General features: G+C 63.3%; 19 protein-coding genes. 14 read left to right on the top strand and 5 right to left on the bottom strand.

From position 1 onward, the window contains the following. Nucleotides 1-31: 31 nt before the first annotated feature. Nucleotides 32-1351, bottom strand: coding sequence for an aspartate aminotransferase family protein (locus F3J17_RS19945; protein ID WP_240161066.1), 1320 nt, complete (start codon nucleotides 1349-1351; stop codon nucleotides 32-34). A 412-nt stretch (nucleotides 1352-1763) separates the two neighbouring features. Between F3J17_RS19945 and urtA the strand changes: the two genes are divergently transcribed. The 14 genes from urtA to F3J17_RS19875 all read left to right on the top strand — a co-directional run bounded on the left by urtA (nucleotide 1764) and on the right by F3J17_RS19875 (nucleotide 15915). Then, nucleotides 1764-3068, top strand: coding sequence for an urea ABC transporter substrate-binding protein (gene urtA / locus F3J17_RS19940; protein WP_167062459.1), 1305 nt, complete (start codon nucleotides 1764-1766; stop codon nucleotides 3066-3068). 104 nt (nucleotides 3069-3172) lie between these two features. Then, nucleotides 3173-4813: an urea ABC transporter permease subunit UrtB gene (urtB, locus tag F3J17_RS19935; RefSeq protein ID WP_167062456.1), complete on the top strand. Its 1641-nt coding sequence runs from the start codon at nucleotides 3173-3175 to the stop codon at nucleotides 4811-4813. Between the two features lies 1 nt (nucleotide 4814). Continuing rightward, complete coding sequence (gene urtC, locus F3J17_RS19930; protein ID WP_167062453.1) at nucleotides 4815-5993, top strand: urea ABC transporter permease subunit UrtC; 1179 nt, start codon at nucleotides 4815-4817, stop codon at nucleotides 5991-5993. Between the two features lie 83 nt (nucleotides 5994-6076). After that, complete coding sequence (urtD, locus tag F3J17_RS19925; RefSeq protein WP_240161075.1) at nucleotides 6077-6862, top strand: urea ABC transporter ATP-binding protein UrtD; 786 nt, start codon at nucleotides 6077-6079, stop codon at nucleotides 6860-6862. 24 nt (nucleotides 6863-6886) lie between these two features. Further along, the gene (urtE, locus tag F3J17_RS19920) at nucleotides 6887-7582 is read left to right on the top strand and encodes an urea ABC transporter ATP-binding subunit UrtE (protein ID WP_167062447.1); all 696 of its coding nucleotides are present in this window, start codon (nucleotides 6887-6889) and stop codon (nucleotides 7580-7582) included. A 214-nt stretch (nucleotides 7583-7796) separates the two neighbouring features. Then, entirely contained in the window at nucleotides 7797-8447 is a 651-nt protein-coding gene (locus tag F3J17_RS19915; RefSeq protein ID WP_167062444.1) for a class I SAM-dependent methyltransferase, read from the top strand. A gap of 190 nt (nucleotides 8448-8637) precedes the next feature. After that, nucleotides 8638-9564: an urease accessory protein UreD gene (locus F3J17_RS19910; RefSeq protein WP_167062441.1), complete on the top strand. Its 927-nt coding sequence runs from the start codon at nucleotides 8638-8640 to the stop codon at nucleotides 9562-9564. 315 nt (nucleotides 9565-9879) lie between these two features. After that, nucleotides 9880-10182 (top strand): urease subunit gamma, encoded by a 303-nt coding sequence (gene ureA / locus F3J17_RS19905; RefSeq protein WP_017773123.1) that lies wholly within the window; start codon nucleotides 9880-9882, stop codon nucleotides 10180-10182. Nucleotides 10183-10191: 9 nt separating this feature from the next. Continuing rightward, nucleotides 10192-10497: an urease subunit beta gene (locus F3J17_RS19900; protein WP_167062438.1), complete on the top strand. Its 306-nt coding sequence runs from the start codon at nucleotides 10192-10194 to the stop codon at nucleotides 10495-10497. Between the two features lie 43 nt (nucleotides 10498-10540). Further along, nucleotides 10541-12247 (top strand): urease subunit alpha, encoded by a 1707-nt coding sequence (gene ureC, locus F3J17_RS19895; RefSeq protein ID WP_167062435.1) that lies wholly within the window; start codon nucleotides 10541-10543, stop codon nucleotides 12245-12247. Between the two features lie 29 nt (nucleotides 12248-12276). Then, a complete protein-coding gene (gene ureE / locus F3J17_RS19890) occupies nucleotides 12277-12924 on the top strand; it encodes an urease accessory protein UreE (RefSeq protein WP_167062432.1) in 648 nt (215 codons plus the stop codon). Further along, entirely contained in the window at nucleotides 12911-13600 is a 690-nt protein-coding gene (locus tag F3J17_RS19885; RefSeq protein WP_167062849.1) for an urease accessory protein UreF, read from the top strand. Before ureE ends, F3J17_RS19885 begins: the two co-directional genes overlap by 14 nt. Before the next feature lie 40 nt (nucleotides 13601-13640). Beyond that, entirely contained in the window at nucleotides 13641-14288 is a 648-nt protein-coding gene (gene ureG / locus F3J17_RS19880) for an urease accessory protein UreG (RefSeq protein ID WP_167062429.1), read from the top strand. A 478-nt stretch (nucleotides 14289-14766) separates the two neighbouring features. After that, nucleotides 14767-15915, top strand: coding sequence for an acyltransferase (locus F3J17_RS19875; RefSeq protein WP_345891221.1), 1149 nt, complete (start codon nucleotides 14767-14769; stop codon nucleotides 15913-15915). A gap of 116 nt (nucleotides 15916-16031) precedes the next feature. Here F3J17_RS19875 and F3J17_RS19870 read toward each other — a convergent pair whose 3' ends face one another. The 4 genes from F3J17_RS19870 to waaC all read right to left on the bottom strand — a co-directional run bounded on the left by F3J17_RS19870 (nucleotide 16032) and on the right by waaC (nucleotide 21852). Next, on the bottom strand, nucleotides 16032-17741 hold the full coding sequence (locus F3J17_RS19870; protein ID WP_167062423.1) for a carbamoyltransferase C-terminal domain-containing protein: 1710 nt from the start codon (nucleotides 17739-17741) through the stop codon (nucleotides 16032-16034). Between the two features lie 635 nt (nucleotides 17742-18376). Then, the gene (gene waaA / locus F3J17_RS19865) at nucleotides 18377-19681 is read right to left on the bottom strand and encodes a lipid IV(A) 3-deoxy-D-manno-octulosonic acid transferase (protein ID WP_167062421.1); all 1305 of its coding nucleotides are present in this window, start codon (nucleotides 19679-19681) and stop codon (nucleotides 18377-18379) included. Between the two features lie 46 nt (nucleotides 19682-19727). Further along, nucleotides 19728-20612, bottom strand: coding sequence for a Kdo hydroxylase family protein (locus F3J17_RS19860; protein ID WP_167062418.1), 885 nt, complete (start codon nucleotides 20610-20612; stop codon nucleotides 19728-19730). Between the two features lie 238 nt (nucleotides 20613-20850). Then, the gene (gene waaC, locus F3J17_RS19855; protein WP_205194876.1) at nucleotides 20851-21852 is read right to left on the bottom strand and encodes a lipopolysaccharide heptosyltransferase I; all 1002 of its coding nucleotides are present in this window, start codon (nucleotides 21850-21852) and stop codon (nucleotides 20851-20853) included. Between the last annotated feature and the right edge of the window lie 181 nt (nucleotides 21853-22033).

Below are 22033 nucleotides of genomic sequence, written 5' to 3'. Positions count from 1 at the left end.
GGCCGCGCCCTTTTTCATTGCGGCAAGGTCGTCAATCGATTTCGCGCAACACCAGCGCCACGGTCGAGAAAATTTCCTCGATCTGTTTCTCGTCGGCGATCAGCGGCGGCGAAAACGCCAGGATGTCGCCCGTGAAGCGGATCAGCACGCCCTTCTGGTAGCAGCGCACGAAGGTCTCGTAGGCACGTGCGCCGGGCGCGCCTTCGCGCGGCTCCAGTTCCACGCCGCCCACCAGACCGAGATTGCGCACATCGATCACATGCGGCTCGCCGCGCAGTTTGTGTATCTCGCGCTCGAACACCGCCGACATCTGCGCGGCGCGGCCGAACAGTCCCTCGCGCTCATACAGGTCGATCGCCGCACAGGTCGCTGCCGCGGCAAGCGGATGGCCCGAATACGTGTAGCCATGGAACAGCTCAATGCCGCCCGGCGCGGCGCCCACGATCTGGTCGTGGATGCGCGCGCTCGCGGCGACGGCGCCCATCGGCACGGCGGCGTTATTGGTGCCTTTGGCCATCGTCAGCAGATCGGGCGTGACGCCGAAATAATTGGCCGCGAACGGCGCGCCCAGACGACCCCAGCCCGTGATGACCTCGTCGAAGATCAGCAGGATGTCGTGCTTGTCGCAGATCTCGCGCAGACGTTGCAGATAGCCCTGCGGCGGCACCAGCACGCCGGCCGAGCCCGCCACCGGCTCGACGATCACGGCGGCGATGGTGGACGCATCGTGCAGCGTGCACAGACGCTCCAGCTCGTCGGCGAGATGCGCGCCCCACACGGGCTGGCCCTTCGAAAAGCCGGCCTCGCGGATATTGAGCGTGTGCGGCAGATGATCGACTGACGGCAGCAGCTGCCCCGAATAGACCTTGCGATTGGGCGCGATGCCGCCTACAGAAATGCCGCCAAAACCCACGCCGTGATATCCGCGCTCGCGCCCGATAAAACGCGTGCGCTGCCCTTCGCCGCGCGCGCGATGAAACGCCAGCGCGATCTTGAGCGCCGTATCCACGGCTTCCGAGCCCGAGTTCGTGAAGAAGATGTGCTTGAGATCGCCGGGCGTGTGCTTCGCGATTTTCTCCGCGGCTTCGAAGGCAATCGGGTGGCCCATCTGAAAGGTCGGCGCAAAGTCCATTTCGGCCGCCTGCGCCTGCACCGCGGCGACGATCTCATCGCGGCAATGCCCCGCGTTCACGCACCACAGCCCGGCCGTCCCGTCGAGAATCTGCCGGCCATCGTGCGAGGTGTAGTGCATCCCCTTCGCGCCGACCAGCAGGCGCGGCGCGCGCTTGAACTGACGGTTCGCGGTGAAGGGCATCCAGAACGCGGACAGATCGGGCAAGCTGGCATTCATCTGCATCTCCCTTTCGAAGTTGGCGGGCACCGAAGAACGACCGGATCACAACAAGGCTTCTACAAGCAGTGTAGGCAGTGAGAGACGCTCAATGCGCGCGCATGACATGCACAACGAAGCAGCGCGCGTGGCCGCTTCGCGCATCGTCATGCACCGCCGAGCCCTGCCTTTGCGCACTGCAACGATGCAGCACGCCCGAACATGCGTCGCATTGCACCACATTCGGCCTCGCGTTGCGCCGCGCTGCACGTCATGCACACCGTGCGCGCCTTGCTGCTGCACGCGTCGCGCATATTTCGCGCACTGGCATAGCCCTTGCAGTAATGGTCCGGCAAGACTGACACGAACAGCCGGCGCAAAAACAGAGACACCGATGCGCCACGACCATGACTTCACCCAAAGGGGCAATGCAATGAAACGTCGCAGTCTGTTGAAATTCGGGACGATGTCGGGCGCACTCGCACTCGCCGGGCGCGTGCCGTTCGCGCACGCCGACACGGGCAGCGGTCCCATCAAGGTCGGCATTCTGCATTCGCTCTCGGGCACGATGGCGATTTCGGAAACGTCGCTCAAAGACACGGCGCTGATGACGATCTCCGAGATCAACAAGAACGGCGGCGTGATGGGTCGTCAGATCCAGCCGGTGGTAGTGGACCCGGCTTCGAACTGGCCGCTGTTCGCCGAAAAAGCCCGCCAGTTGCTCACCCAGGACAAGGTCGCGTGCGTGTTCGGCTGCTGGACTTCGGTGTCGCGCAAATCGGTTCTGCCGGTGTTCGAAGAACTCAACGGCCTGCTCTATTACCCGGTGCAGTACGAAGGCGAAGAGATGTCGCGCAATGTGTTCTACACGGGTGCAGCGCCGAATCAGCAGGCGATCCCCGCAGTCGAATATCTGATGAGCGCCGAAGGCGGCGGCGCCAAGCGCTTCTTCCTGCTGGGCACCGACTACGTGTATCCGCGCACGACCAACAAGATCCTGCGCGCCTTCCTGCATTCAAAGGGCGTGAAGGACAGCGATATTCAGGAGGTCTACACGCCGTTCGGCCACAGCGACTATCAAACCATCGTCGCGAACATCAAGACCTTCTCGCAGGGCGGCAAGACCACGGTGGTCTCGACCATCAACGGCGATTCGAACGTGCCCTTCTACAAGGAACTCGGCAACCAGGGCATCAAGGCGACGGACGTGCCGGTGGTGGCGTTCTCGGTGGGCGAAGAAGAACTGCGCGGCATCGACACCAAGCCGCTCGTCGGTCACCTCGCGGCATGGAACTACTTCATGTCCGTGAAAGGCCCGAACAATACGAAGTTCAAGGAGCAGTTCGAACAGTGGGTCGCCACCAACAATCTGCCGGGCGGCTCGAAGCGAGTCACCAATGATCCGATGGAAGCCACCTATGTGGGCATCCACATGTGGAAACAGGCCGTCGAAAAGGCGAAGAGCACCGATGTCGACAAGGTGCGCGTGGCGATGATCGGCCAGAGCATGGCTGCGCCTTCGGGCTTCACGCTGACGATGGACGGCAATCACCATCTGCACAAGCCGGTGATGATCGGCGAAATTCGCGGCGACGGTCAGTTCAATGTGGTGTGGAAGACCAAAACGGCGATCCGCGCGCAACCGTGGAGCCCGTTCATCGCCGGCAACGAAGGCAAGCCGGATGTCGTCACGCAGAACGTGCTGCCGGACTTGCTGCGCCGCTCGCGTACGGCTTGACGAAGCCAAAGGTGCGCCGCGCGAGCCCTTCGCGCAGCGCACTCGATCTGCCCGAACGGGGCGCGATGCATGAGCGCCGCGCCCCGCATCAAAAAGAAAACATCATGGCTCTCTCATTCTCGAGTTTCGCTTGCGCCGGGCTGCGCCACGCGCTCGCCGCCGCTGCGCTCTTTGCGATGCTTGGCACGAGCGCCTATGCGCTCGACACCGCCGACGTCGCGCCGCTAGGCGCCGATGACTTCGACGCGAAATCCGCCGCCATCGACAAGCTCATCGCCACGCACGACGCGTCTTCACTAGCACTCCTGAAGGCTTTATCGGAAGACAACGTCACCGCCACGGATAGCGGCGAAGTGCTGATCCAGGATGGCGACAATGCACGCGACGCCGCTACTGGTAAAGCCGTGGCCGCGAACGTGGCGACAAGCGCCCAACCGATCACCTTGAATAACCAGCTGCGCTCCAAAGTCGCGGGCGCACTTTCGGGCCTGCAACTCGCGTCGCCCGACGCGCAGGCGCGCGGCGCAGCCATCGCCGAACTGCTGAAGAATCCCGATCCGTCGATGAAGCCGATGATCGACGCGGCGCGCGCGAAGGAAACCGACCCCACACTCAAACGCCGGCTCGACACGCTCTGGGCCATGAGCGCCCTGCGCGATCCGAACGCCGCAACGCGCCTTGAAGCGACGAAACTGGTCGCCGCGCGTCACGATCTCGACATGTACGAACTGCTGCGCCCGCTCGTCGCAAAGAACGCGAGCGGCGCGTACAACGAACCCGACGCCGACGTGCGCGCCGCTGCGCAACAAGGCATCGACGCGCTCGATTCGATCCAGCGTCGCAGCCAGATCCTGGGCACCTTGTTCGCGGGGCTGTCGCTCGGCAGCGTGCTGCTGCTCGCGGCACTGGGTCTGGCGATTACCTATGGCCTGATCGGCGTCATCAACATGGCGCACGGCGAATTCCTGATGATCGGTGCGTACGCAACCTATGTGGTGCAGACATTGTTCCAGCGCTACGCGCCGGGCGCGTTCGACTGGTATCCGCTGCTGGCGATTCCCGCTTCGTTCATCACCGCCGCGCTGATCGGCGCGGTGATCGAGCGGCTGGTGATCCGGCATCTTTATGGCCGTCCGCTGGAAACGCTGCTGACCACCTTCGGCATCAGCCTGATCCTGATCCAGGCCACCCGCATGCTGTTCGGCGCGCAGAACGTGCAGGTCGAAAACCCCGCGTGGATGAGCGGCGGCGTGACCGTGATGCAGAACCTGATCCTGCCGTACAACCGCCTCGCGATCCTGGCGTTCTCGCTGATCGTCGTGGGCATTGCGTGGACCGTGCTGACGAAGACGCGTCTGGGCCTGTTCGTGCGCGCCGTCACGCAGAACCGCCGCATGGCCGCCTGCGTGGGTGTGCGCACCGCGCGCGTGGATGCGTGGGCGTTCGCGTTCGGCGCGGGCATCGCGGGCCTGGGCGGTTGCGCGCTCTCGCAGATCGGCAACGTCGGGCCCGACCTCGGCCAGAGCTACATCATCGATTCCTTCATGGCCGTGGTGCTGGGCGGCGTGGGCCAGATCGCGGGCACGGTGATCGGCGGCTTCGGTCTGGGGCTGGTGTCCAAAGCCATCGAGCCGTTCTGGGGCGCGGTGCTGGCGAAGATCGCCGTACTGGTGCTGATCGTGCTGTTCATCCAGAAGCGTCCGCAAGGGCTGTTTGCCCTCAAGGGCCGTAGCGCGGAGGCTTGATATGACGACCGTGACACACACTCCCTCGCCACACGCACTTGGCGCGCGCGAGAGCGCCGCTGAAACCTTCGCACTCGGCCTGCCCGCGCGCCCTGCGCTGCTCTCGCGCCGCGCCTGGATCGCGCTGATCGTGCTCATCATCGCAATGGGCGTGGGCGTGCCGTTGTGCGCACTGGTGCTGCCGCAATCGAGCGCGCTGCATCTGTCCGCCTACACGATGACGCTCGCGGGCAAGCTGATGTGCTACGCGATCGCCGCACTCGCGCTCGATCTCGTGTGGGGCTATTGCGGCATCCTGAGCCTGGGGCATGGTCTGTTTTTCGCGCTGGGCGGCTACGCCATCGGCATGTATCTGATGCGCGAGATTGGCCACGACGGCAAATACGGCAGCGATCTGCCCGACTTCATGGTGTTCCTCGACTGGCATTCGCTGCCGTGGTACTGGCAGGGCACGCAGCATCTGGGCGTGGCGCTCTTGCTGGTCGTGCTGGTGCCTGCGGTGGTCGCCTGGGTGTTCGGCTTCTTCACGTTCCGCTCGCGCGTGAAAGGCGTGTATCTCTCGATCATCACGCAAGCCATGACGTTCGCCGCGATGCTGCTGTTCTATCGCAACGAAACGGGCTTCGGCGGCAACAACGGCTTCACCGATTTCAAGCGCATCGCCGGCATGCCGATCACGCATCCGGGCACGCGCACCGTGCTGTTTCTGCTGACCTTCGCCACGCTGGTGCTCGCGTTTCTGGCGGCGCGCGCCATCGTCACCTCAAAGCTCGGCCGCGTGGTGACGGCCGTGCGCGACGGCGAAACGCGGCTGATGTTCCTCGGCTACAGTCCGCTTGGCTACAAGCTCTTCATCTGGACGCTGTCGGCCGTGCTCTGCGGCATCGCGGGCGCGCTCTATGTACCGCAGGTCGGCATCATCAACCCGAGCGAGATGTCGCCGGGCAATTCGATTGAAATGGCGATCTGGGTCGCCGTGGGCGGACGCGGCACGCTGATCGGACCGATTATCGGCGCCTTCGCCGTCAACGGCGCGAAGAGCTTTTTCACGGCCTATTTCGCCGAATACTGGCTGTTCTTTCTCGGCCTCATCTTCGTGCTGGTGCCGCTGCTGTTACCCAACGGCATCATGGGTCTGATCCAGGAGGCGGCGAAACGCCTCGGAGGCAAGCGCGCATGAACGGACACATCCTGCTCAACGACCCGCTCAATCACAACCCATTCGAAGAAACCGACACGCTCACGGTCTCGGGCGTCGCCAGCATGGGCCATGTGGTCGAGCCAGGCGTGATCGACGTCTCGCACGGCACCATCCTCTATCTGGAAGACGTGACCGTGAGCTTCGACGGCTTTCGCGCGCTCAACAAGCTGTCGCTCGCCATCGACGCGGGTGAGTTGCGCTGCGTGATCGGCCCGAACGGCGCGGGCAAGACCACGATGATGGACGTCATCACCGGCAAGACTTCGCCCGATTCGGGCAAGGTGTTTCTCGGCCAGACGCTCGACCTCACGCGCATGAACGAACCGGCGATTGCGCGTGCGGGCATCGGGCGCAAGTTCCAGAAACCCACGGTGTTCGAGCAGCATCCCGTGTGGGAAAACCTCGAACTCGCGATGAAGGCCGACAAGGGCTGGTTTGCGACGCTGCGCGCGCGCCTGGATCGCGATGCGCAGGCGAAGATCGAGCAGACGCTGGAAATCATCCGCCTCGAAAGCGATGCGCGGCGTCTGGCAGGCGAGCTGTCGCACGGCCAGAAACAACGCCTCGAAATCGGCATGTTGCTGATGCAGAAACCGCAACTGCTGCTGCTCGACGAACCTGCCGCTGGCATGACCGACGATGAAACCATGGAACTGGCCGCCCTGCTCAACCGCCTGCGCGGCAGTTGCTCGATGATGGTGGTCGAGCACGACATGGAATTCGTCGCGGCCCTTGCGGGCGAGAGCGGCCGCGTCACGGTGATGGCCGAAGGCCGCGTGCTCGCGCACGGCACGCTCGACGAAGTGAAGCGCGACGAGACCGTGATCGAATCGTATCTGGGACGCTAACCTCGCCAACTTGACTGATTAGCCATGCTGAATATCGAATCGCTGAACCAGTATTACGGCGGCAGCCATATCCTGCGCAATGTCTCGATGACGGTGCCGCAAGGCGAACTCACCGTGCTGCTCGGCCGCAACGGCGTGGGCAAGACCACGCTGCTGCGCTGCCTGATGGGCGTCGTGCCGACGAAGAGCGGCACGATCGCGTGGGGCGATCACGCACTTACGAAGCTGCCCACGCATGCGCGCGTGGCGCAAGGGCTCGCGTATGTGCCGCAAGGGCGCGATATTTTCCCGCGCCTTACCGTCGAAGAAAATCTGCTGGTGGGCGCGGCAAGCAAAAAGCGCATGCCCAAGGGCGTGCCCGAGCATATCTACACGCTTTTTCCCGTGCTCAAGGACATGAAGGCGCGGCGCGGCGGCGATCTTTCCGGCGGTCAGCAGCAACAGCTTGCGATTGGCCGCGCGCTGATGAGCGATCCGCAACTGTTGATTCTCGACGAACCGACCGAAGGCATTCAGCCGTCGATCATTCAGGATATCGGCCGCACGCTGCGGCGGCTCGTGGAGGAGATGAATCTCACGGTATTGCTGGTGGAGCAGTACTACGACTTCGCGAAGGCCATTGCGGACCGCTACTGGGTGATGAGCCGTGGCGAGATCGTCGCGGGCGGCGCGGGCGCACAGATGGATGCGGACGGGGTGCGGGAGTTGATTGCGGTGTGAGGATGAAATGAACCGCGACAACGTTTGGCAGTGATTGCGCCTGCAACTATCTATCTTACATTGTGATACAGTTTCTTTCGTTAGCGTAACAATAAATAACTACTGAGAGACTGACACAATGAGGCGCAATTCATCGAATAATAAATTCAACTGCCTGCTCGCTCGATAGATGGGTGCGTTAACGGTGTTCCCATCCTATCTGAAGCCCGTGAGCATGTTTTTCCGCAAACGCCGCAATCAGCGACTCGTCGGGATGATCGAGAAGTTCTGGCTGGAAAACGATCGGCCGGCAAATGTTCTTGATATTGGCGGCTCGCTGGTTTTCTGGCTGTCCATTCCGGAAGCGACGCGCAATAAATGCAATATCAGCCTGATCAATCTTCCCGGCGCTTATGAAGGCCTGCCGCCGAACGAGGAAAGCCTGCGCGCAACCGTTTCGCTTTTGACCGGCGATGCAAGGGACTTGAGCCGCTTCGGCGATCAGTCATTCGACCTCGTGATCTGCAACTCTGTCATCGAGCACGTTGGATCATGGCTGGATATGCGCAAGGCCGCGAACGAAGCGCGCCGCGTCGGGCGCTGCGGCTGGATCCAGGTGCCCGCATTTGAGTTTCCGCTTGAGCAACATTTTCTGCTGCCGTTCGTTCACTGGATGGCCGACGCATTGCAGATCCGGCTTCTCAGGCGTTTTCACCGGGAATTCCGTGGGCCGCTGAGCGACGAAATGTATATGGCCGTATTCCATACCCGGCCGCTTTCCCGCGCACAGCTAAAACATCTGTTCCCGGCAACCGACATCCGCTCCGAATGGCTGGTGTTCCCCAAGAGCCACGTGGCGACCTGGCAGGATACCGCCGACGCGTAATCGCGCGCTGGCCTTGCAGGCTTCCATGAAAATCGCGGGCTGGTCTCGCGCTGGACGCGCGTGGTAATCTCGCCGGACTGGACCGCCGGGTTGGGCCACGCATTCACCATGAGCCTACGCAGGGCTATTTTTGGCAGATTGACGGAATGGCAGGCGATCCTCCATCGTTCGTCTTTTCAGCTTACTGCGCATGTCGCTCCACGAAGACCACGCCGCGCTCGCCAACACCCCCCTTCGCCATACCGCGCCGCCCGAATGGGCTGCGAAGCTCGAACTCGGCTTCGAGCTGCAGAAGGCGCGTACGGCGCTCACGCATCGTCTGCATGCCGGTCCGTTGCGCGTGCAACGACCGCTCTACCCCGAAGGCGACGCGATCTGCCACGCGGTAATCGTGCACCCGCCGGCGGGCATCGCGGGCGGCGACCGGCTCGACATCGACGTGAACGTGGGCGATGGCGCACACGCGGTTATCACCACGCCGGGCGCAACCAAGTGGTACAAGTCGAATGGCCGCACCGCCCGCCAGCGCATCCACGTGCGCGTGGGCGCAGGCGCGAAGTTCGACTGGCTGCCGCAGAACAATCTCGTCTTCGATCACGCGCACGCGGAACTGGATTTTTCGCTGACGCTCGCCGAAGGCGCGACAGCCATCGGCTGGGACGCCATGCAATTGGGCCGTCAGGCAGCCGGTGAGCGCTGGTCTGCGGGCATGGTGCGCTCGCTCACGCGCGTGGTTCGCACCGCGACGCCTCATGCCGAAGAGGCCGCAGAAGCCCTCGCCGAAGAGCAACTGCTGTGGTTCGAGCGCGCGCTGATCGACGCTGCCGATCCGCTGCGCGACGCGCCGCAGGGGCTTGCAGGCTATCCGGCGTTTGGCGTGCTGTGGGCAATCGGCCCGGCGTGCAACGACGCGCTCGCGCAGGACCTGGCCGCGACGCTGCCCTTCGACGACGCGTTGCGTTCGGGCGCGAGCTGCGTCGCGCCGGGCGTGCTGCTCGTGCGCGTGGTCGCGCGTTCGATGGAGCCTTTACAGAACACGCTCGCGCAATGCTGGTCGCAGTTGCGGCCGTTCGTGCACGGCGTCAAGGGCGCGCCGCTGCGCCTGTGGACAACCTGAACGTAGCGCACCACTTCGGCGCACTTCCCCGCGCTCACGCACGACAACCCGCCATTTCATCGCCAATGCGGTGCACAAACGCATCGCAGCTGGTGCATTCGCGCTGTCCCCTTCATTGGCACAACCCTTGCTGTCAGCTTGCACTGATTCGCGCGCTGCGCGCGAGACTGCAAGCTGGCCGTAACCTGCCTCCCGTAAGCTGATCCGGCACCCAACTGGACGGCGCGCGTATTCGCTTCGCATCAGCCTCGCTGGCTCGCGCGCTGGAGAACGACCCGGACCCAGCACCCAGCACACCGCCCAAGACCCAGAACGATGAAGCTCACGCCACGCGAGAAAGACAAGCTCCTGATCTTCACCGCCGCGCTGCTCGCCGAAAGGCGCCGCGCCCGCGGCCTCAAGCTCAATTACCCGGAGGCCGTCGCCTTCATCAGCGCCGCGCTGATGGAAGCCGCCCGCGACGGCAAGACCGTCGCCGAGGTCATGCACTACGGCACCACGCTGCTCACGCGCGACGACGTGATGGAAGGCGTGCCCGAAATGATCCCCGATATCCAGGTGGAAGCCACCTTCCCCGACGGCACCAAGCTCGTCACCGTCCACCATCCGATTCCCTGAGGCGCGCGCATGATCCCCGGCGAAATGCTCATCGACGATGGCGAAATCGAACTCAACGTGGGCCGCGAAACCGTCACCGTCACGGTCGCAAACACGGGCGACCGGCCCGTGCAGATCGGCTCGCACTTTCACTTTTACGAAGTCAACGACGCGCTGGCGTTCGACCGCGAAGCCACACGCGGCTTTCGCCTGAACATCGCGGCGGGCACCGCCGTGCGCTTCGAGCCCGGCCAGGAGCGCACCGTCGAACTGGTGGCGCTTGCGGGCGATCGCGCCGTCTACGGCTTCAGCGGCAAGGTGATGGGCCCGCTCTGAGCGGCGCGCCCGCATTACGTTTCGAATTCATCAGGAATCCGATATGACTTTGAAGATCGGCCGCCGCGCCTATGCGGAGATGTTCGGCCCCACGACCGGCGACCGCGTGCGTCTCGCCGACACCGAATTGCTCATCGAGATCGAGCGCGACTATACCGTCTATGGCGACGAAGTGAAGTTCGGCGGCGGCAAGGTGATCCGCGACGGCATGGGCCAGTCGCAGCGCCTGCACGCCGAAGTGGCCGACACCGTCGTGACCAACGCCGTGATCCTCGATCACTGGGGCATCGTGAAGGCCGACATCGGTATCAAGGACGGACGTATCTGGAAGATCGGCAAGGCTGGCAATCCGGACGTGCAGCCTGGCGTGACGATTCCGATCGGCGCGTCGACGGAAGTAATCGCGGGGGAAGGTCAGATCGTCACGGCGGGCGGCATCGATACGCACATTCACTTCATCAGCCCGCAGCAGATCGACGAAGCGCTCGCTAGCGGCGTGACGACGATGCTCGGCGGCGGCACCGGTCCCGCGACGGGCACCAACGCCACCACCTGCACGCCGGGACCGTGGCATATGGAGCGCATGCTGCAGGCCGCCGACGGCTGGCCGATCAACCTTGGCTTTCTCGGCAAGGGCAACGTGAGCCTGCCCAAACCCGCCGAAGAGCAGATCGCCGCCGGGGCTATCGGCCTTAAGCTGCATGAGGACTGGGGCTCGACGCCCGCTGCCATCGACAACTGCCTGAGCGTTGCGGACGCAACCGATACGCAGGTGGCGATCCACACGGATACGCTCAACGAATCAGGCTTCCTGGAAGCCACCGTGGGCGCATTCAAGGGCCGCACGATCCACACGTATCACACGGAAGGCGCGGGCGGCGGCCATGCGCCCGACATCATCAAGGTCTGCGGCGAAGCCAACGTGCTGCCCTCCTCGACCAACCCGACGCGCCCCTACACCGTCAATACGCTCGACGAACACCTCGACATGCTGATGGTCTGCCATCACCTCGATCCGTCGATTGCCGAAGACATCGCGTTTGCCGAATCGCGCATCCGCCGCGAAACCATCGCCGCCGAAGATATCCTGCACGATCTGGGGGCGCTGTCGATGCTTTCTTCGGATTCCCAGGCAATGGGTCGCGTGGGCGAAGTCATCATCCGCACGTGGCAGACCGCGCACAAGATGAAGGTGCAACGCGGCGCGCTGCCGGAGGACAGCTCGCGCAATGACAACTTCCGCGCCAAACGCTACGTCGCCAAGTACACGATCAACCCGGCGCTCACGCACGGCATTTCGCACGAAGTCGGTTCGATCGAGCCGGGTAAATGGGCCGATCTGGTGTTCTGGGACCCGGCGTTCTTCGGCATCAAACCCTCGCTGATTCTCAAGGGCGGCATGATCGCGCTCGCGCAGATGGGCGACCCGAACGCCTCGATTCCCACGCCGCAGCCGGTGCACTATCGCGAGATGTTCGGCACGCGCGGGCGCGCGCTGACGCAGACGTCGCTCACCTTCGTCTCGCAACTCGCGCTCGACAAAGGCATGCCCGAGCGTTACGGCCTGCAAAAGCGTATTGTGGCGGTACGCAACTGCCGCAACGTCACGAAAGCGGACATGATCCACAACACGTGGCAGCCGTCGATCAGCGTCGATCCCGAGACCTATCAGGTCGTCGCCGATGGACAATTGCTGACCTGCGAGCCCGCCACGGTCCTGCCGATGGCGCAGCGCTATTTCCTGTTCTGAGTTCCGCCCTCAAGTTTTGAAGCACTGATATGCGTACGATCGACAAACGACTCACCGCGAAGCTCGCCAGCGTGCTGGTGAAACGCGCCCCCACGCTCACGCTGCCGTACGACATGCGCTGCAAGAGCCGCTTTGCGGCCACGCTCGACAGCGGCGAAGAAGTGGGCGTGGTGCTGCCGCGCGGCACGATCCTGCGCGAAGGCGACATGCTCGTCGCCGACGATGGCGGCCTCGTGCGCGTGGTCGCGGCAGCGCAAAGCGTGCTGCGCGTGCGCGCGCACGATCGCCTTACGCTGACTCGTGCGGCCTATCACCTCGGCAATCGTCATACGCCCGTGGAAGTGGACGTCGATGAACTGAAGCTCGAAGCCGATCCGGTGCTCGAAGACATGCTCAAGCGTCTTGGCGCTCTGGTCGAGCGAGCGGAACTGTCGTTCCAGCCGGAATCGGGAGCGTATGGACGTCACCTCGGCGGCGGCCATAAGCATGGTCACGACGAAACTTTCGCCGAAGACTACGCGCTCGCGCAGCGCGTGTTCGACGAGCATCATGGTCACGCGCATTCGCACGATCATGGTCATTCGCACGACCACGCGCACGCTCATGACCACGACTGCGGCCACGATCACGCGCACTGCGACGGCCACGCTCACGACCACAGCCATGAACATCGCTGAATTCACGGCGCTGCTGCATCTGGCGTCGCCCGCGCTGCCGATCGGCGCGTTTAGCTATTCGCAGGGGCTCGAAGCGGCGATCGACGTCGGCTTGCTCGCTCAGGCGGACGATGTCGCGCACTGGATCGCCAACGGCCTCGCTCATGTGCTCGCGCCCGGCGAATTGCCGTTTATCGCGCATCAGCTCGAACGCTGGCGCACGCACGATGCACCGGCCGCGCAGGCGCTGATCGAAGCCAACGCGGAATTCATCGCCAGCCGCGAATCGGCGGAGCTACGGCGCGAGACCGCGCAAATGGGCTGGTCACTGCGTCAGTTATGCGCGCAACTTGAATGGGGCGATGCCGAACGGCGCGCCACGCTCGAACGCATGACGCCCATCGCGCAGCCCACCGCCTTCGCCTTCGCGGCCTGGGCGCACGATGCGAGCGCACAAGCCACGCTCGCGGCCTACGCGTTCAGCTGGGTCGAGAACCAGACGGCGGCGGCGCTCAAGGCCGTGCCGCTCGGCCAGCTTGCGGGGCAGCGCATCGTGGTGGCGCTGCGACCAAAGATCGAAGAGGCGGTCGCGCGTGCACTCGCTACGCCGCCCGACTCGCTCAATACCTTTGCACCGCAACTCGGCATTCTGTCCGCGCGGCACGAATCGCAGTATTCGCGCTTGTTCCGCTCCTGAATTCGCACCTGAACTCATCCGCACCTGCATCGCACGACTCATGAACATCAAACGCACCAAGAAACTGCCGCCGCTGCGCGTCGGCGTTGGCGGCCCGGTTGGGTCCGGCAAGACCACGCTGCTCGAAATGCTCTGCAAGGCCATGCGCGAGCGCTATGACCTCGTGGCCATCACCAACGACATCTACACGAAGGAAGACCAGCGCCTGCTGACGGTCGCGGGCGCCCTGCCCGCCGAGCGCATCATGGGCGTGGAAACGGGCGGCTGCCCGCACACCGCGATCCGCGAAGACGCCTCGATCAACCTCGAAGCCGTCGACCAGATGCTCACGCGCTTTCCGGATGCGGACATCGTCTTTATCGAATCGGGCGGCGACAATCTCGCGGCCACCTTCAGTCCCGAGCTATCGGATCTGACGATCTACGTGATCGACGTGGCAGGCGGCGAGAAGATTCCGCGCAAGGGCGGCCCTGGCATCACGAAATCGGATCTTCTGGTGATCAACAAGACCGATCTCGCGCCGCTGGTGGGCGCGAATCTGGACGTGATGGCGTCGGATGCAAAAAAGATGCGCGGCGAGCGGCCCTTCGTGATGTGCAATCTCAAGGCGCTCGACGGTCTCGAACAGGTGATTGCGTTTATCGAACGACGAGGTTTATTCGTCGACGATAGCCGCTCGCACGCTTGACCCTCTTTTATCCTCTTTTGCTCTCTTCGGCTGGATTGATTTGCGCCACCTCGGGCGTGCTACCATGCGCTCGCGCGTCGGCGCTGGATCAGCGAGGCTGATCCAGCGCCTGTTTCCCGTGGGCCGCCCCGAACGATTCGATCACGTCATATTCGTCAGGTATGCTTGCAGTCCGCTGGCCGGAACGCCCGCTTCTGGTACGCGCTTCACATCAAAGTTTTGCCGCCTTTCGACCTCTGCGCCCGATCCGATATCGGCCACGTGATGACAGCCGGAAAACTCAATTAAGGAGTTTTATGGCGGCAAACGTTTGGCAGATGTACGGCGCGTCAATTTCAACTATAGTGTGCGCCGCAACGATCGAGAAAAATGCAGTAAAACCCGGCTCGCTAACGCACCGTAGTCGCATCTACGGATCAAGGCGTTTCAGAACGACGGAATTTCAATCTCTGAACCACCGGGCAAACGGCAGAACGGGGTGATTGTGACATCTTCAGCCCAACAGCATTCGACATGGACAAAGGTCCACCTCGACGCGATTCGAGGTGCCGCGGCATTGATCGTCACCCTTGGCCATGCCCGCGGATTGTTTTTCTCCAGTCTCACAGGAAAAACCGGTTTTCATGAACTGACCATCGGCGACGAAGCGGTCATGGTTTTTTTCGTGTTGAGCGGCTACCTCGTTGGCGGCAGTGTCTTGAGGGACATGCGAACCGGCACGTGGAACTGGTCGTCCTATCTGATCAAACGTCTTGTGCGGTTGTGGGTTGTGCTGGTTCCGGCAGTTTTTATCGGCATCCTGATCGATTCGATCGGTTTTCATTATCTGGCTGGAAATGGCAGTATTTACTCGTCGCCGCCTGGACAGATTTATGTTTTGCCGGAGAATTGGAGCCAGATACGCAGTATTCCCGTGATCGCGGGAAACATCCTGTTTCTTCAAACGATTTTCGTCCCCACGCTTGGCACTAATGTCACGTTGTGGAGCCTGGCGAACGAATTCTGGTACTACATGCTGTTCCCGATGGGCATGCTGGCGATCCGCTTTAGCACGGATACGCTCAGCCGGCTGGCGTATGGCGTCGGCATCGCCGTTATCGTTTCGCTCATTGGCGTTCACAACAGCGTTTTGTTCCTGACATGGCTAGCCGGCGCTGCAATGTCGGTAGTGCCGCGCCGTATTCCCGCGCGACATGCAAACTGGGCGGCCTCGATCGCGGGCCTGCTCTTTATTATTTTCTTTCTCGGCGTCAAAAAGCTCCATCTGCCGCTGTATTTCGCCGAGCTGGCTGTCGCGATCGCGGTTTGCGCGCTGATCTATACCGTCAAGTGCCAGACGACGCCGTGCAAATCGTTGTTCTATATCCGATTCGCCGACTGGTCCTCAAAGATCTCGTACTCGCTCTATCTCACGCACCTCCCCCTGCTGATTCTGGGGTGTGCGCTGCTGCATACGCCGTGGCAAATGTCGCCCATGACGCCCGTCCTGCTCGCGAAATTTTCTTTGGATTGTGTTGCGGCGATCGCGTGGGCGACGCTTGTCTATCACCTGTTCGAAGCGAAAACCGATGCGGTTCGTTCTGCGGTGATGTCGATCATGCGCAAGCGGCTTGGGAGCCCATCCTGAGCTAGCTGCCAGGATGCTCCCGGCTGATTGTGGCGGCGGTCTCCCGGCCACCGCCAGCATCACAAGAAGGCCCTCTGGATACTGCTGAGCCAGAGGGCCTTTTTGCGCGAATCAGGCTAGACGTTCTTCGTCACCAGGAACGGGCCGATTTGCAGACGCACCAGCCCGGAGCGACGCAGCACCTCGATAGCGTCCGCTGGCGAATGGACGAGCGGCAGTCCATGCAGGTTCAGCGAGGTGTTGAGCAGCGCGCCAACGCCCGTCTTGCTGCGGAACAGATCGATAAGCCCCCAGTAATCCGGATTGCCTTCGCGCGTCACGACCTGCGGACGAACCGTCTTGTCGTAGGGATGCACGCCGGCCGACAGTGAGTTCGCGCCCAATTCCGTCGTATCGAACGACAGAATCATATAGGGCGCGGGCGTGCCCTTGGCGTTGATCAGATAGTCGCTTTCGGATTCCGCCTGAAGCGAACTGGCGAACGGCATCCAGAAATCGCGGCTCTTGATCATCTTGTTGATGGTCTGGATGATCGCGGAATCGCGCGGATCGGCCAGAATCGCGCGGTTGCCGAGCGAGCGCGCACCAAACTCCTCACGTCCGGCAAAGCGGGCCACCACTTCGCCATTGGTCAGGCAATCGACCACCGCCGCATTGATGTCGGCGGGCTTGTCGACCGTAGCGAAACCTTCGTCCTGCAACGGCTTCAGCGCCTCGGCAATGGCTGCCTCGCTCCATTCCGGGCCAAGATAGAAGCCCTTGAGCGGGGCCACGCTCTTGCCGCCGCGGCGCTGCGCCACGGCTTGATAGGCAGCGCCGATGGCGTTGGTTTCGTCGCCGCAGGAGGGGAAGATATAGAGGCTGTTGACCTCGTCCAACTCCAGGATCATCTTGTTGGCCTTCACATTCATGAAGACCCCGCCCGAGCAGACCAGATCGCGGATGCCGGTCTCGGCGATCGCGCGGCGCGCCAGTTCGCACATCATGTTCTCGACGAACAATTGCGCGCCAGCCATCATCGCGTCGAAGCGTTCTTCGAAGAAGATCGCCTCCAGGGTCTTCTGCATGTGCATCACATGCGGAACCCCGGCACGACGCCGCCATACCGGCTTGCCCGACTCATCCCATTCGAACAGCGCGCACATCTTTTCGCAGATGCGCTTTGCAGCCGCCGGCGACGCGTAGGGCGCCATACCCATCAGCTTGTATTCGTGCTCGTCGGGCACCATGCCGGTCATGTAGGTCACAAGACCGTAGACCATGCCGATGGAGTGGCTCCAATCGACGCTGTAAAGGCGTTTGATCGCGCCGTCGGTGCCGATGCCGATGGTGCAGCAGAGTCCGTCGCCCGCGCCATCGACAGTAATCACCAGCACGGGTTTGTCATAGAAGCCGCTGCCGTGGTAGGCGGTGGCCGCATGGCAGGAATGGTGTTCGTAGGTTTTCAGCTTTTTTTCCGGAAAACCCAATTCGACGTAGGCGCGAATACGCGCTTCGCGGCGGCGCTTCTGCTCAGCGGCGAAGATCGGCGAATGACGCAGCCATTCCTTGACGCGCCCCTTCCATTGACCCGCCTCGCGAAACGCCGCGATGGTCTGTTCGCGGTTGCGCGGCTTGAACGGGGTCAGATTGGCCAGCGCCACCTCGTCGATGTCGTCCGGCGTGAGATTATGTTCGGCCAGCAATTTGGCGATGGCCCGCTTGGGCACGCCGAAATAATTTTTGGTCCGGCTTGGCCGTTCCTCCTGCAATGCGAAGAGGCTGCCATCTTCCTTGTAAAGACAGGCCGCGGCATTGTGCGAATCTGATATGCCGAGAATGATCAAAGTCCCGACTCCCCGTTTAATTAGCGTTGTGGTTGATCAGCCCCACGATGGGGGATCAGTAAGATGTGTAAGTGATCGACGAAAATCGACCAGCTTTTGAATATACCAAAGTTCGCAGGCGGCGCGGTGACAGCACCTGGCGCCTTGGCAGGCAAGCGTTTCAGGCAAACGTTTCACTGTTGCGTCGCAGTAAACAGGCAGCAATAAAATCGGTGATCCTACGGGATTGACGACGGCAAGATACGCAAGCGCCCGCTTTATCCGCCGGATTTAATTTCGCCGATAAAGATAGCCGGCGCTCTACGCCAGGTCCCTGGGACTACTTATCTCGCCATGACGAAAGTGCCAGAGCACAGATCCTCAGCAGCCCTGAATTCCATCGCGACGCCGCCAATTAAAAATAGGGCCAAACGCGCAAATGAGCACCAATCGAAAACCCGCCCTTCCAGCACAAACGGGTTAACGGCACGCAGCGCGCGCAGGACAGGGGCAAACTGCAATTAATTCGGGCTTCATTTCAAGCCCTGCACCCGAGCATCCCGATTTACATCGATTTCTTTTAGACGAGATGTCATTGCGCGGGCTGGCGCGCACGCACAGTGAACGCCAGCCTGCAATGCACGACTAAGCCGAGCTTATTCGCTCGCGACCAGTGCCTGCACGACATCCACCGTGCGCGCTGTCGCGCCACGGTGGCGCGCCGCGAAGGCGGATGCCGCCGCGCCCATCGTCACGCGGCGCGGCTTGTCCTCGAAGAGTTCGCGCAGGGCGCGCGCGAGTTCGGCGGGATCCTGGACCTGTAGCGCCGCGCCCGCAGCCACCGCATCGGCGGTCGCCTGTGTGAAGTTGAACACGTGCGGGCCGATCAGCACCGGCGTGCCCACGGCACAGGCCTCGATCAGGTTCTGCCCGCCCAGCGGCAGCAAACTCCCGCCGATGAAGGCCAGATCGGCGGCGGCGTAATACGCGCCCATTTCGCCCATCGAATCGCCCAGCAGCACGTTCACGTTCTGCGCCAATGGCGGCACATCCGCCTGCCCTTGCACCGATGTTGCAGCCGGTGCCCATTGCGAACGCCGCTCCAGCGTGAAGTTCCTGCGGGTGACCAGCGCCGCGACTTCGTCGAAACGCTGCGGATGGCGCGGCACGAGAATCAGCAGCGCGTCCGGCACCTTGAGCGCCGCGAACGCATCCAGCACGAGTTCTTCTTCGCCTTCGCGCGTACTCGCCGCGACCCACACGGGCCGCGTGCCGATCGCGCGACGCCAGTCGCGGCCACGCGCGACGAGCGCAGGCGGGCTCGCCATATCGAACTTGAGGTTGCCGAGCACCGCCACATTGCGCGCACCGAGCGAACTCAAACGCTCCGCATCCGACGGGCTTTGCGCCAGCACGCGCGTAAAGCCGCCGAACACTTCGCGCGCGCCCGCGCCGAATTTCGCCGCGCGTTTGAACGACCGCGCCGACATACGCGCGTTGGTCAGCACCAGCGGCACATCGGCGCGCTTGCATTCGTCGATGAGCGTGGGCCACACCTCGGTCTCCATCACGAGGCCGAGCGAAGGACGCCACGCGCGCAGGAAACGCCGCACGGCATGCGGCATGTCATACGGCAGATAGCAGCGCAGCACGCGATCGCCGAACAGTTGCTCGCCGGTCGCGCGCCCGCCGGGCGTCATGTGCGTGAGCAGAATGCGCGCGTCCGGGCGTGCCGCCATCAACGCATCGACGAGCGGTTGCGCCGCGCGCGTCTCGCCCACCGACACCGCGTGCACCCAGATCAGCGGCGTATCGTCTTCGGGCAGGCGACCGGCGCTGTGTCCAAAGCGCTCGCACACATGCTCGCGATAGCCGCGCTCGCGCCGCGAACGGATCATCAGCCGCAGCACCGCGAGCGGCGCGATCAGCCACCAGACCGCGCGATAAATCGCCCTTAGCATCGGGCCTCCGCTACCACGCCGCGCACGCGTTCGCTCATCGTCGACATCAAACCAGTTCCTTGCCCTTCAGGCGTTGCAGGATGCCGAGCGGCGCCCATTCCGGATGCACCATATCTTTCGCGGGCAGGAAAAAGGTCTGCTCCATCATGAACTGGCCGGACATCACGGCGTGCGAGGTGTGATCGGAGAAGCACACCCAGACCGAACCCGGCGGAAACTCGATGGTTTGCTGCGGGCAGATCTTCTGATAGTCGAGATCGGCCTTCATGCCGTCGTGCAGGTTGAGCATCAGATGGTCGTACTCGCTGCGCGGCGACTTGGTGATGTGCAGCAGATTCTGCAGCCACGCCGAGCCCGGCATCTGCGGCTTGATGTTGGGCAGGAAGCGCTTCGCCATGTCCTCGAACGGCTCGCCCACGCGCCACACGCGCGGCGCGCCATGGGGGTTCACGTTGGTGAAGACGCGCAGGATGCGCTCGCCGTAGTTCGGGCGCGACGGGAACGCATCCACGTGCAGGCGCGAATCGTCCTTGCGCCACGAGGTTTCGCGCGTTTCCACCTTGTGCAGACGCAGGCTGGTGGGTGCGACGCGCAGCTTGCCGATGTATTCGGGAAACAGGCCATCGACGAGCGAGCGCGCGCAGGCCTGATAACGTGCGATCAACGCGCGCACCGCCGACTGCTGCACCGTGTCGCCGAGCACGCCATGCAGCGCGCCGCCGTTCGGATCGAGGCTGATGTTCTTGCGCTTGGGATCGGCAATGGCCGGATCGAGCAGCGCGCGCTCGCCGCCTTCGATGGCGAATTCCAGCTTGGGGAAGTACAGCACCTTGCCCTGCTCGACGGCGTCGAGCAGTTGCTCGCGCGGCATGGGCAACGATTGCCCTTGCCAGTCCGCGGAAGTGATTTCGATGATCTGGGATTCGTTCATGGTCGCCCCTGGAAGCGATGGATCTGGATGCCTGGTGCGTTGGCCGCGTTGGCCGGATTGGTTCGGCGCGGCGACATGGTTGGCGCGCAACGCGCCCGAGGCTCGAGGTGCGCACTTTCGCGCGCCGCCCCTTATACCGTGCGGGCCGCGAGGCGCGCCTTGATGCGCCGCAGCCCCTCAGGCTTCTCCGACAAAGACGCTGGAGCACGTTGCCGCACCCCACGCCTTGATGTTGACCTCAGAGCAGCCCAAAGCCCGCGAGCGCGCTCTTGACCTGGGCGAGCGTGGGCGGCTGCCCCGCGGTGCCAAGATTGACGACGTTCGGCGACCAGTAGCCGCCGGTGCGCCAGGCGGTCGCGAAATTGTACAACTCGACGGTCGGGCGCTTCAGCGCCGCCGCGATGTGGACGAGACCGGTGTCGACGCCCACCGTCGCGGCCGCGCCGTCGATCAGGCCGACCACCGCGGGCAGCGAGAGCTTCGGCGGCACGATGGCCGCTTCGCCAAATTCGCGCGCGAGGCGCTCGCTGGTGGCGCGCTCGGCGTCGCTGCCCCACGGCAGCACCAGCGACGCGCCACGGCGCACCAGCGCCTGGCCCAGCTCGATCCAGTGCGCGTCGGGCCACTGCTTGTCGGCGCGGGAAGTTGCGTGCACGAACACCACATAGGGCACCGGCAGATTCAGGCCGAGGCCCGCCAGCGCCTGCGCGGCGCGATAGGTGTCGATGCCGAAGTCGATCTCGTCCTGCGGCGACGGCGGCGGCAGTTCGAGCGCGCCCGCCACCAGCTGACGCGTGCGCTCGACCACGTGGGTGCGCGGCTCGATGCGGATCGAGCGGTCGTAGAAGAAGCGCACGGGCCATTCGTAGCCCGCGCCGTCCGTGCGGTTGCCCAGCCCCACCAGCGGCCCGCGCGCCCAGCTCGCCACCCAGGCGGTCTTGATGAGCCCCTGGCAGTCGATCACGAGGTCGTATTTCTCGGCGGCCAGCGCCCGGCGGAACGCGCCGATCTCGCGCCAGTTCTCGGCCGACAGCAACCGTTTGCGCCAGCGGCGCAGCGAGAACGGAATCGCGCGGCGCACGCCGTGCACCAGTTCGACCAGCGACTGGAAGCTTTCCTCGACGAGCCAGTCGATCTGCGCGTCGGGATACCGCCGCCGGATGTCGGCGATGGCGGGCATGTTGTGGACGACGTCGCCAAGCGACGACACGCGCACGATAAGGATCTTTTGCACGCTCAAGGCAAACTCGGGCTGATTCAGGCGGATGGGTTAAAAAGGTGCGCAATTTTAGCGCGCCGCAGGGAGTTGAGCGAAAAAGCGGGGGAAAAGTGCGGATATAAGCACCGGAACTGCCTTCCCTACCCTTTCGCACCCCAAGTCGGACGCCACAAAACGCCGCGGCGCCGGGCGGAGGAAACCG

It is taken from the genome of Burkholderia sp. Ax-1719, from assembly GCF_011753055.1.
In the GTDB taxonomy this organism is placed as follows: Bacteria; Pseudomonadota; Gammaproteobacteria; order Burkholderiales; family Burkholderiaceae; genus Paraburkholderia.
Note: the sequence above shows the minus strand (reverse complement) of the source record. Positions and strands in the feature narration are given on the sequence as shown.

Coding starts and splice junctions, on each gene's coding strand:
- urtE (WP_167062447.1), top strand. CDS start 6,887: ATGCTGAATATCGAATCGCTGAACCAGTATTACGGCGGCAGCCATATC.
- F3J17_RS19900 (WP_167062438.1), top strand. CDS start 10,192: ATGATCCCCGGCGAAATGCTCATCGACGATGGCGAAATCGAACTCAAC.
- ureE (WP_167062432.1), top strand. CDS start 12,277: ATGCGTACGATCGACAAACGACTCACCGCGAAGCTCGCCAGCGTGCTG.
- urtA (WP_167062459.1), top strand. CDS start 1,764: ATGAAACGTCGCAGTCTGTTGAAATTCGGGACGATGTCGGGCGCACTC.
- ureA (WP_017773123.1), top strand. CDS start 9,880: ATGAAGCTCACGCCACGCGAGAAAGACAAGCTCCTGATCTTCACCGCC.
- waaA (WP_167062421.1), bottom strand. CDS start 19,681: ATGCTAAGGGCGATTTATCGCGCGGTCTGGTGGCTGATCGCGCCGCTC.
- urtD (WP_240161075.1), top strand. CDS start 6,077: ATGGGCCATGTGGTCGAGCCAGGCGTGATCGACGTCTCGCACGGCACC.
- urtC (WP_167062453.1), top strand. CDS start 4,815: ATGACGACCGTGACACACACTCCCTCGCCACACGCACTTGGCGCGCGC.
- F3J17_RS19885 (WP_167062849.1), top strand. CDS start 12,911: ATGAACATCGCTGAATTCACGGCGCTGCTGCATCTGGCGTCGCCCGCG.
- F3J17_RS19915 (WP_167062444.1), top strand. CDS start 7,797: ATGTTTTTCCGCAAACGCCGCAATCAGCGACTCGTCGGGATGATCGAG.
- urtB (WP_167062456.1), top strand. CDS start 3,173: ATGGCTCTCTCATTCTCGAGTTTCGCTTGCGCCGGGCTGCGCCACGCG.
- ureC (WP_167062435.1), top strand. CDS start 10,541: ATGACTTTGAAGATCGGCCGCCGCGCCTATGCGGAGATGTTCGGCCCC.
- F3J17_RS19860 (WP_167062418.1), bottom strand. CDS start 20,612: ATGAACGAATCCCAGATCATCGAAATCACTTCCGCGGACTGGCAAGGG.
- F3J17_RS19910 (WP_167062441.1), top strand. CDS start 8,638: ATGTCGCTCCACGAAGACCACGCCGCGCTCGCCAACACCCCCCTTCGC.
- ureG (WP_167062429.1), top strand. CDS start 13,641: ATGAACATCAAACGCACCAAGAAACTGCCGCCGCTGCGCGTCGGCGTT.
- F3J17_RS19945 (WP_240161066.1), bottom strand. CDS start 1,351: ATGAATGCCAGCTTGCCCGATCTGTCCGCGTTCTGGATGCCCTTCACC.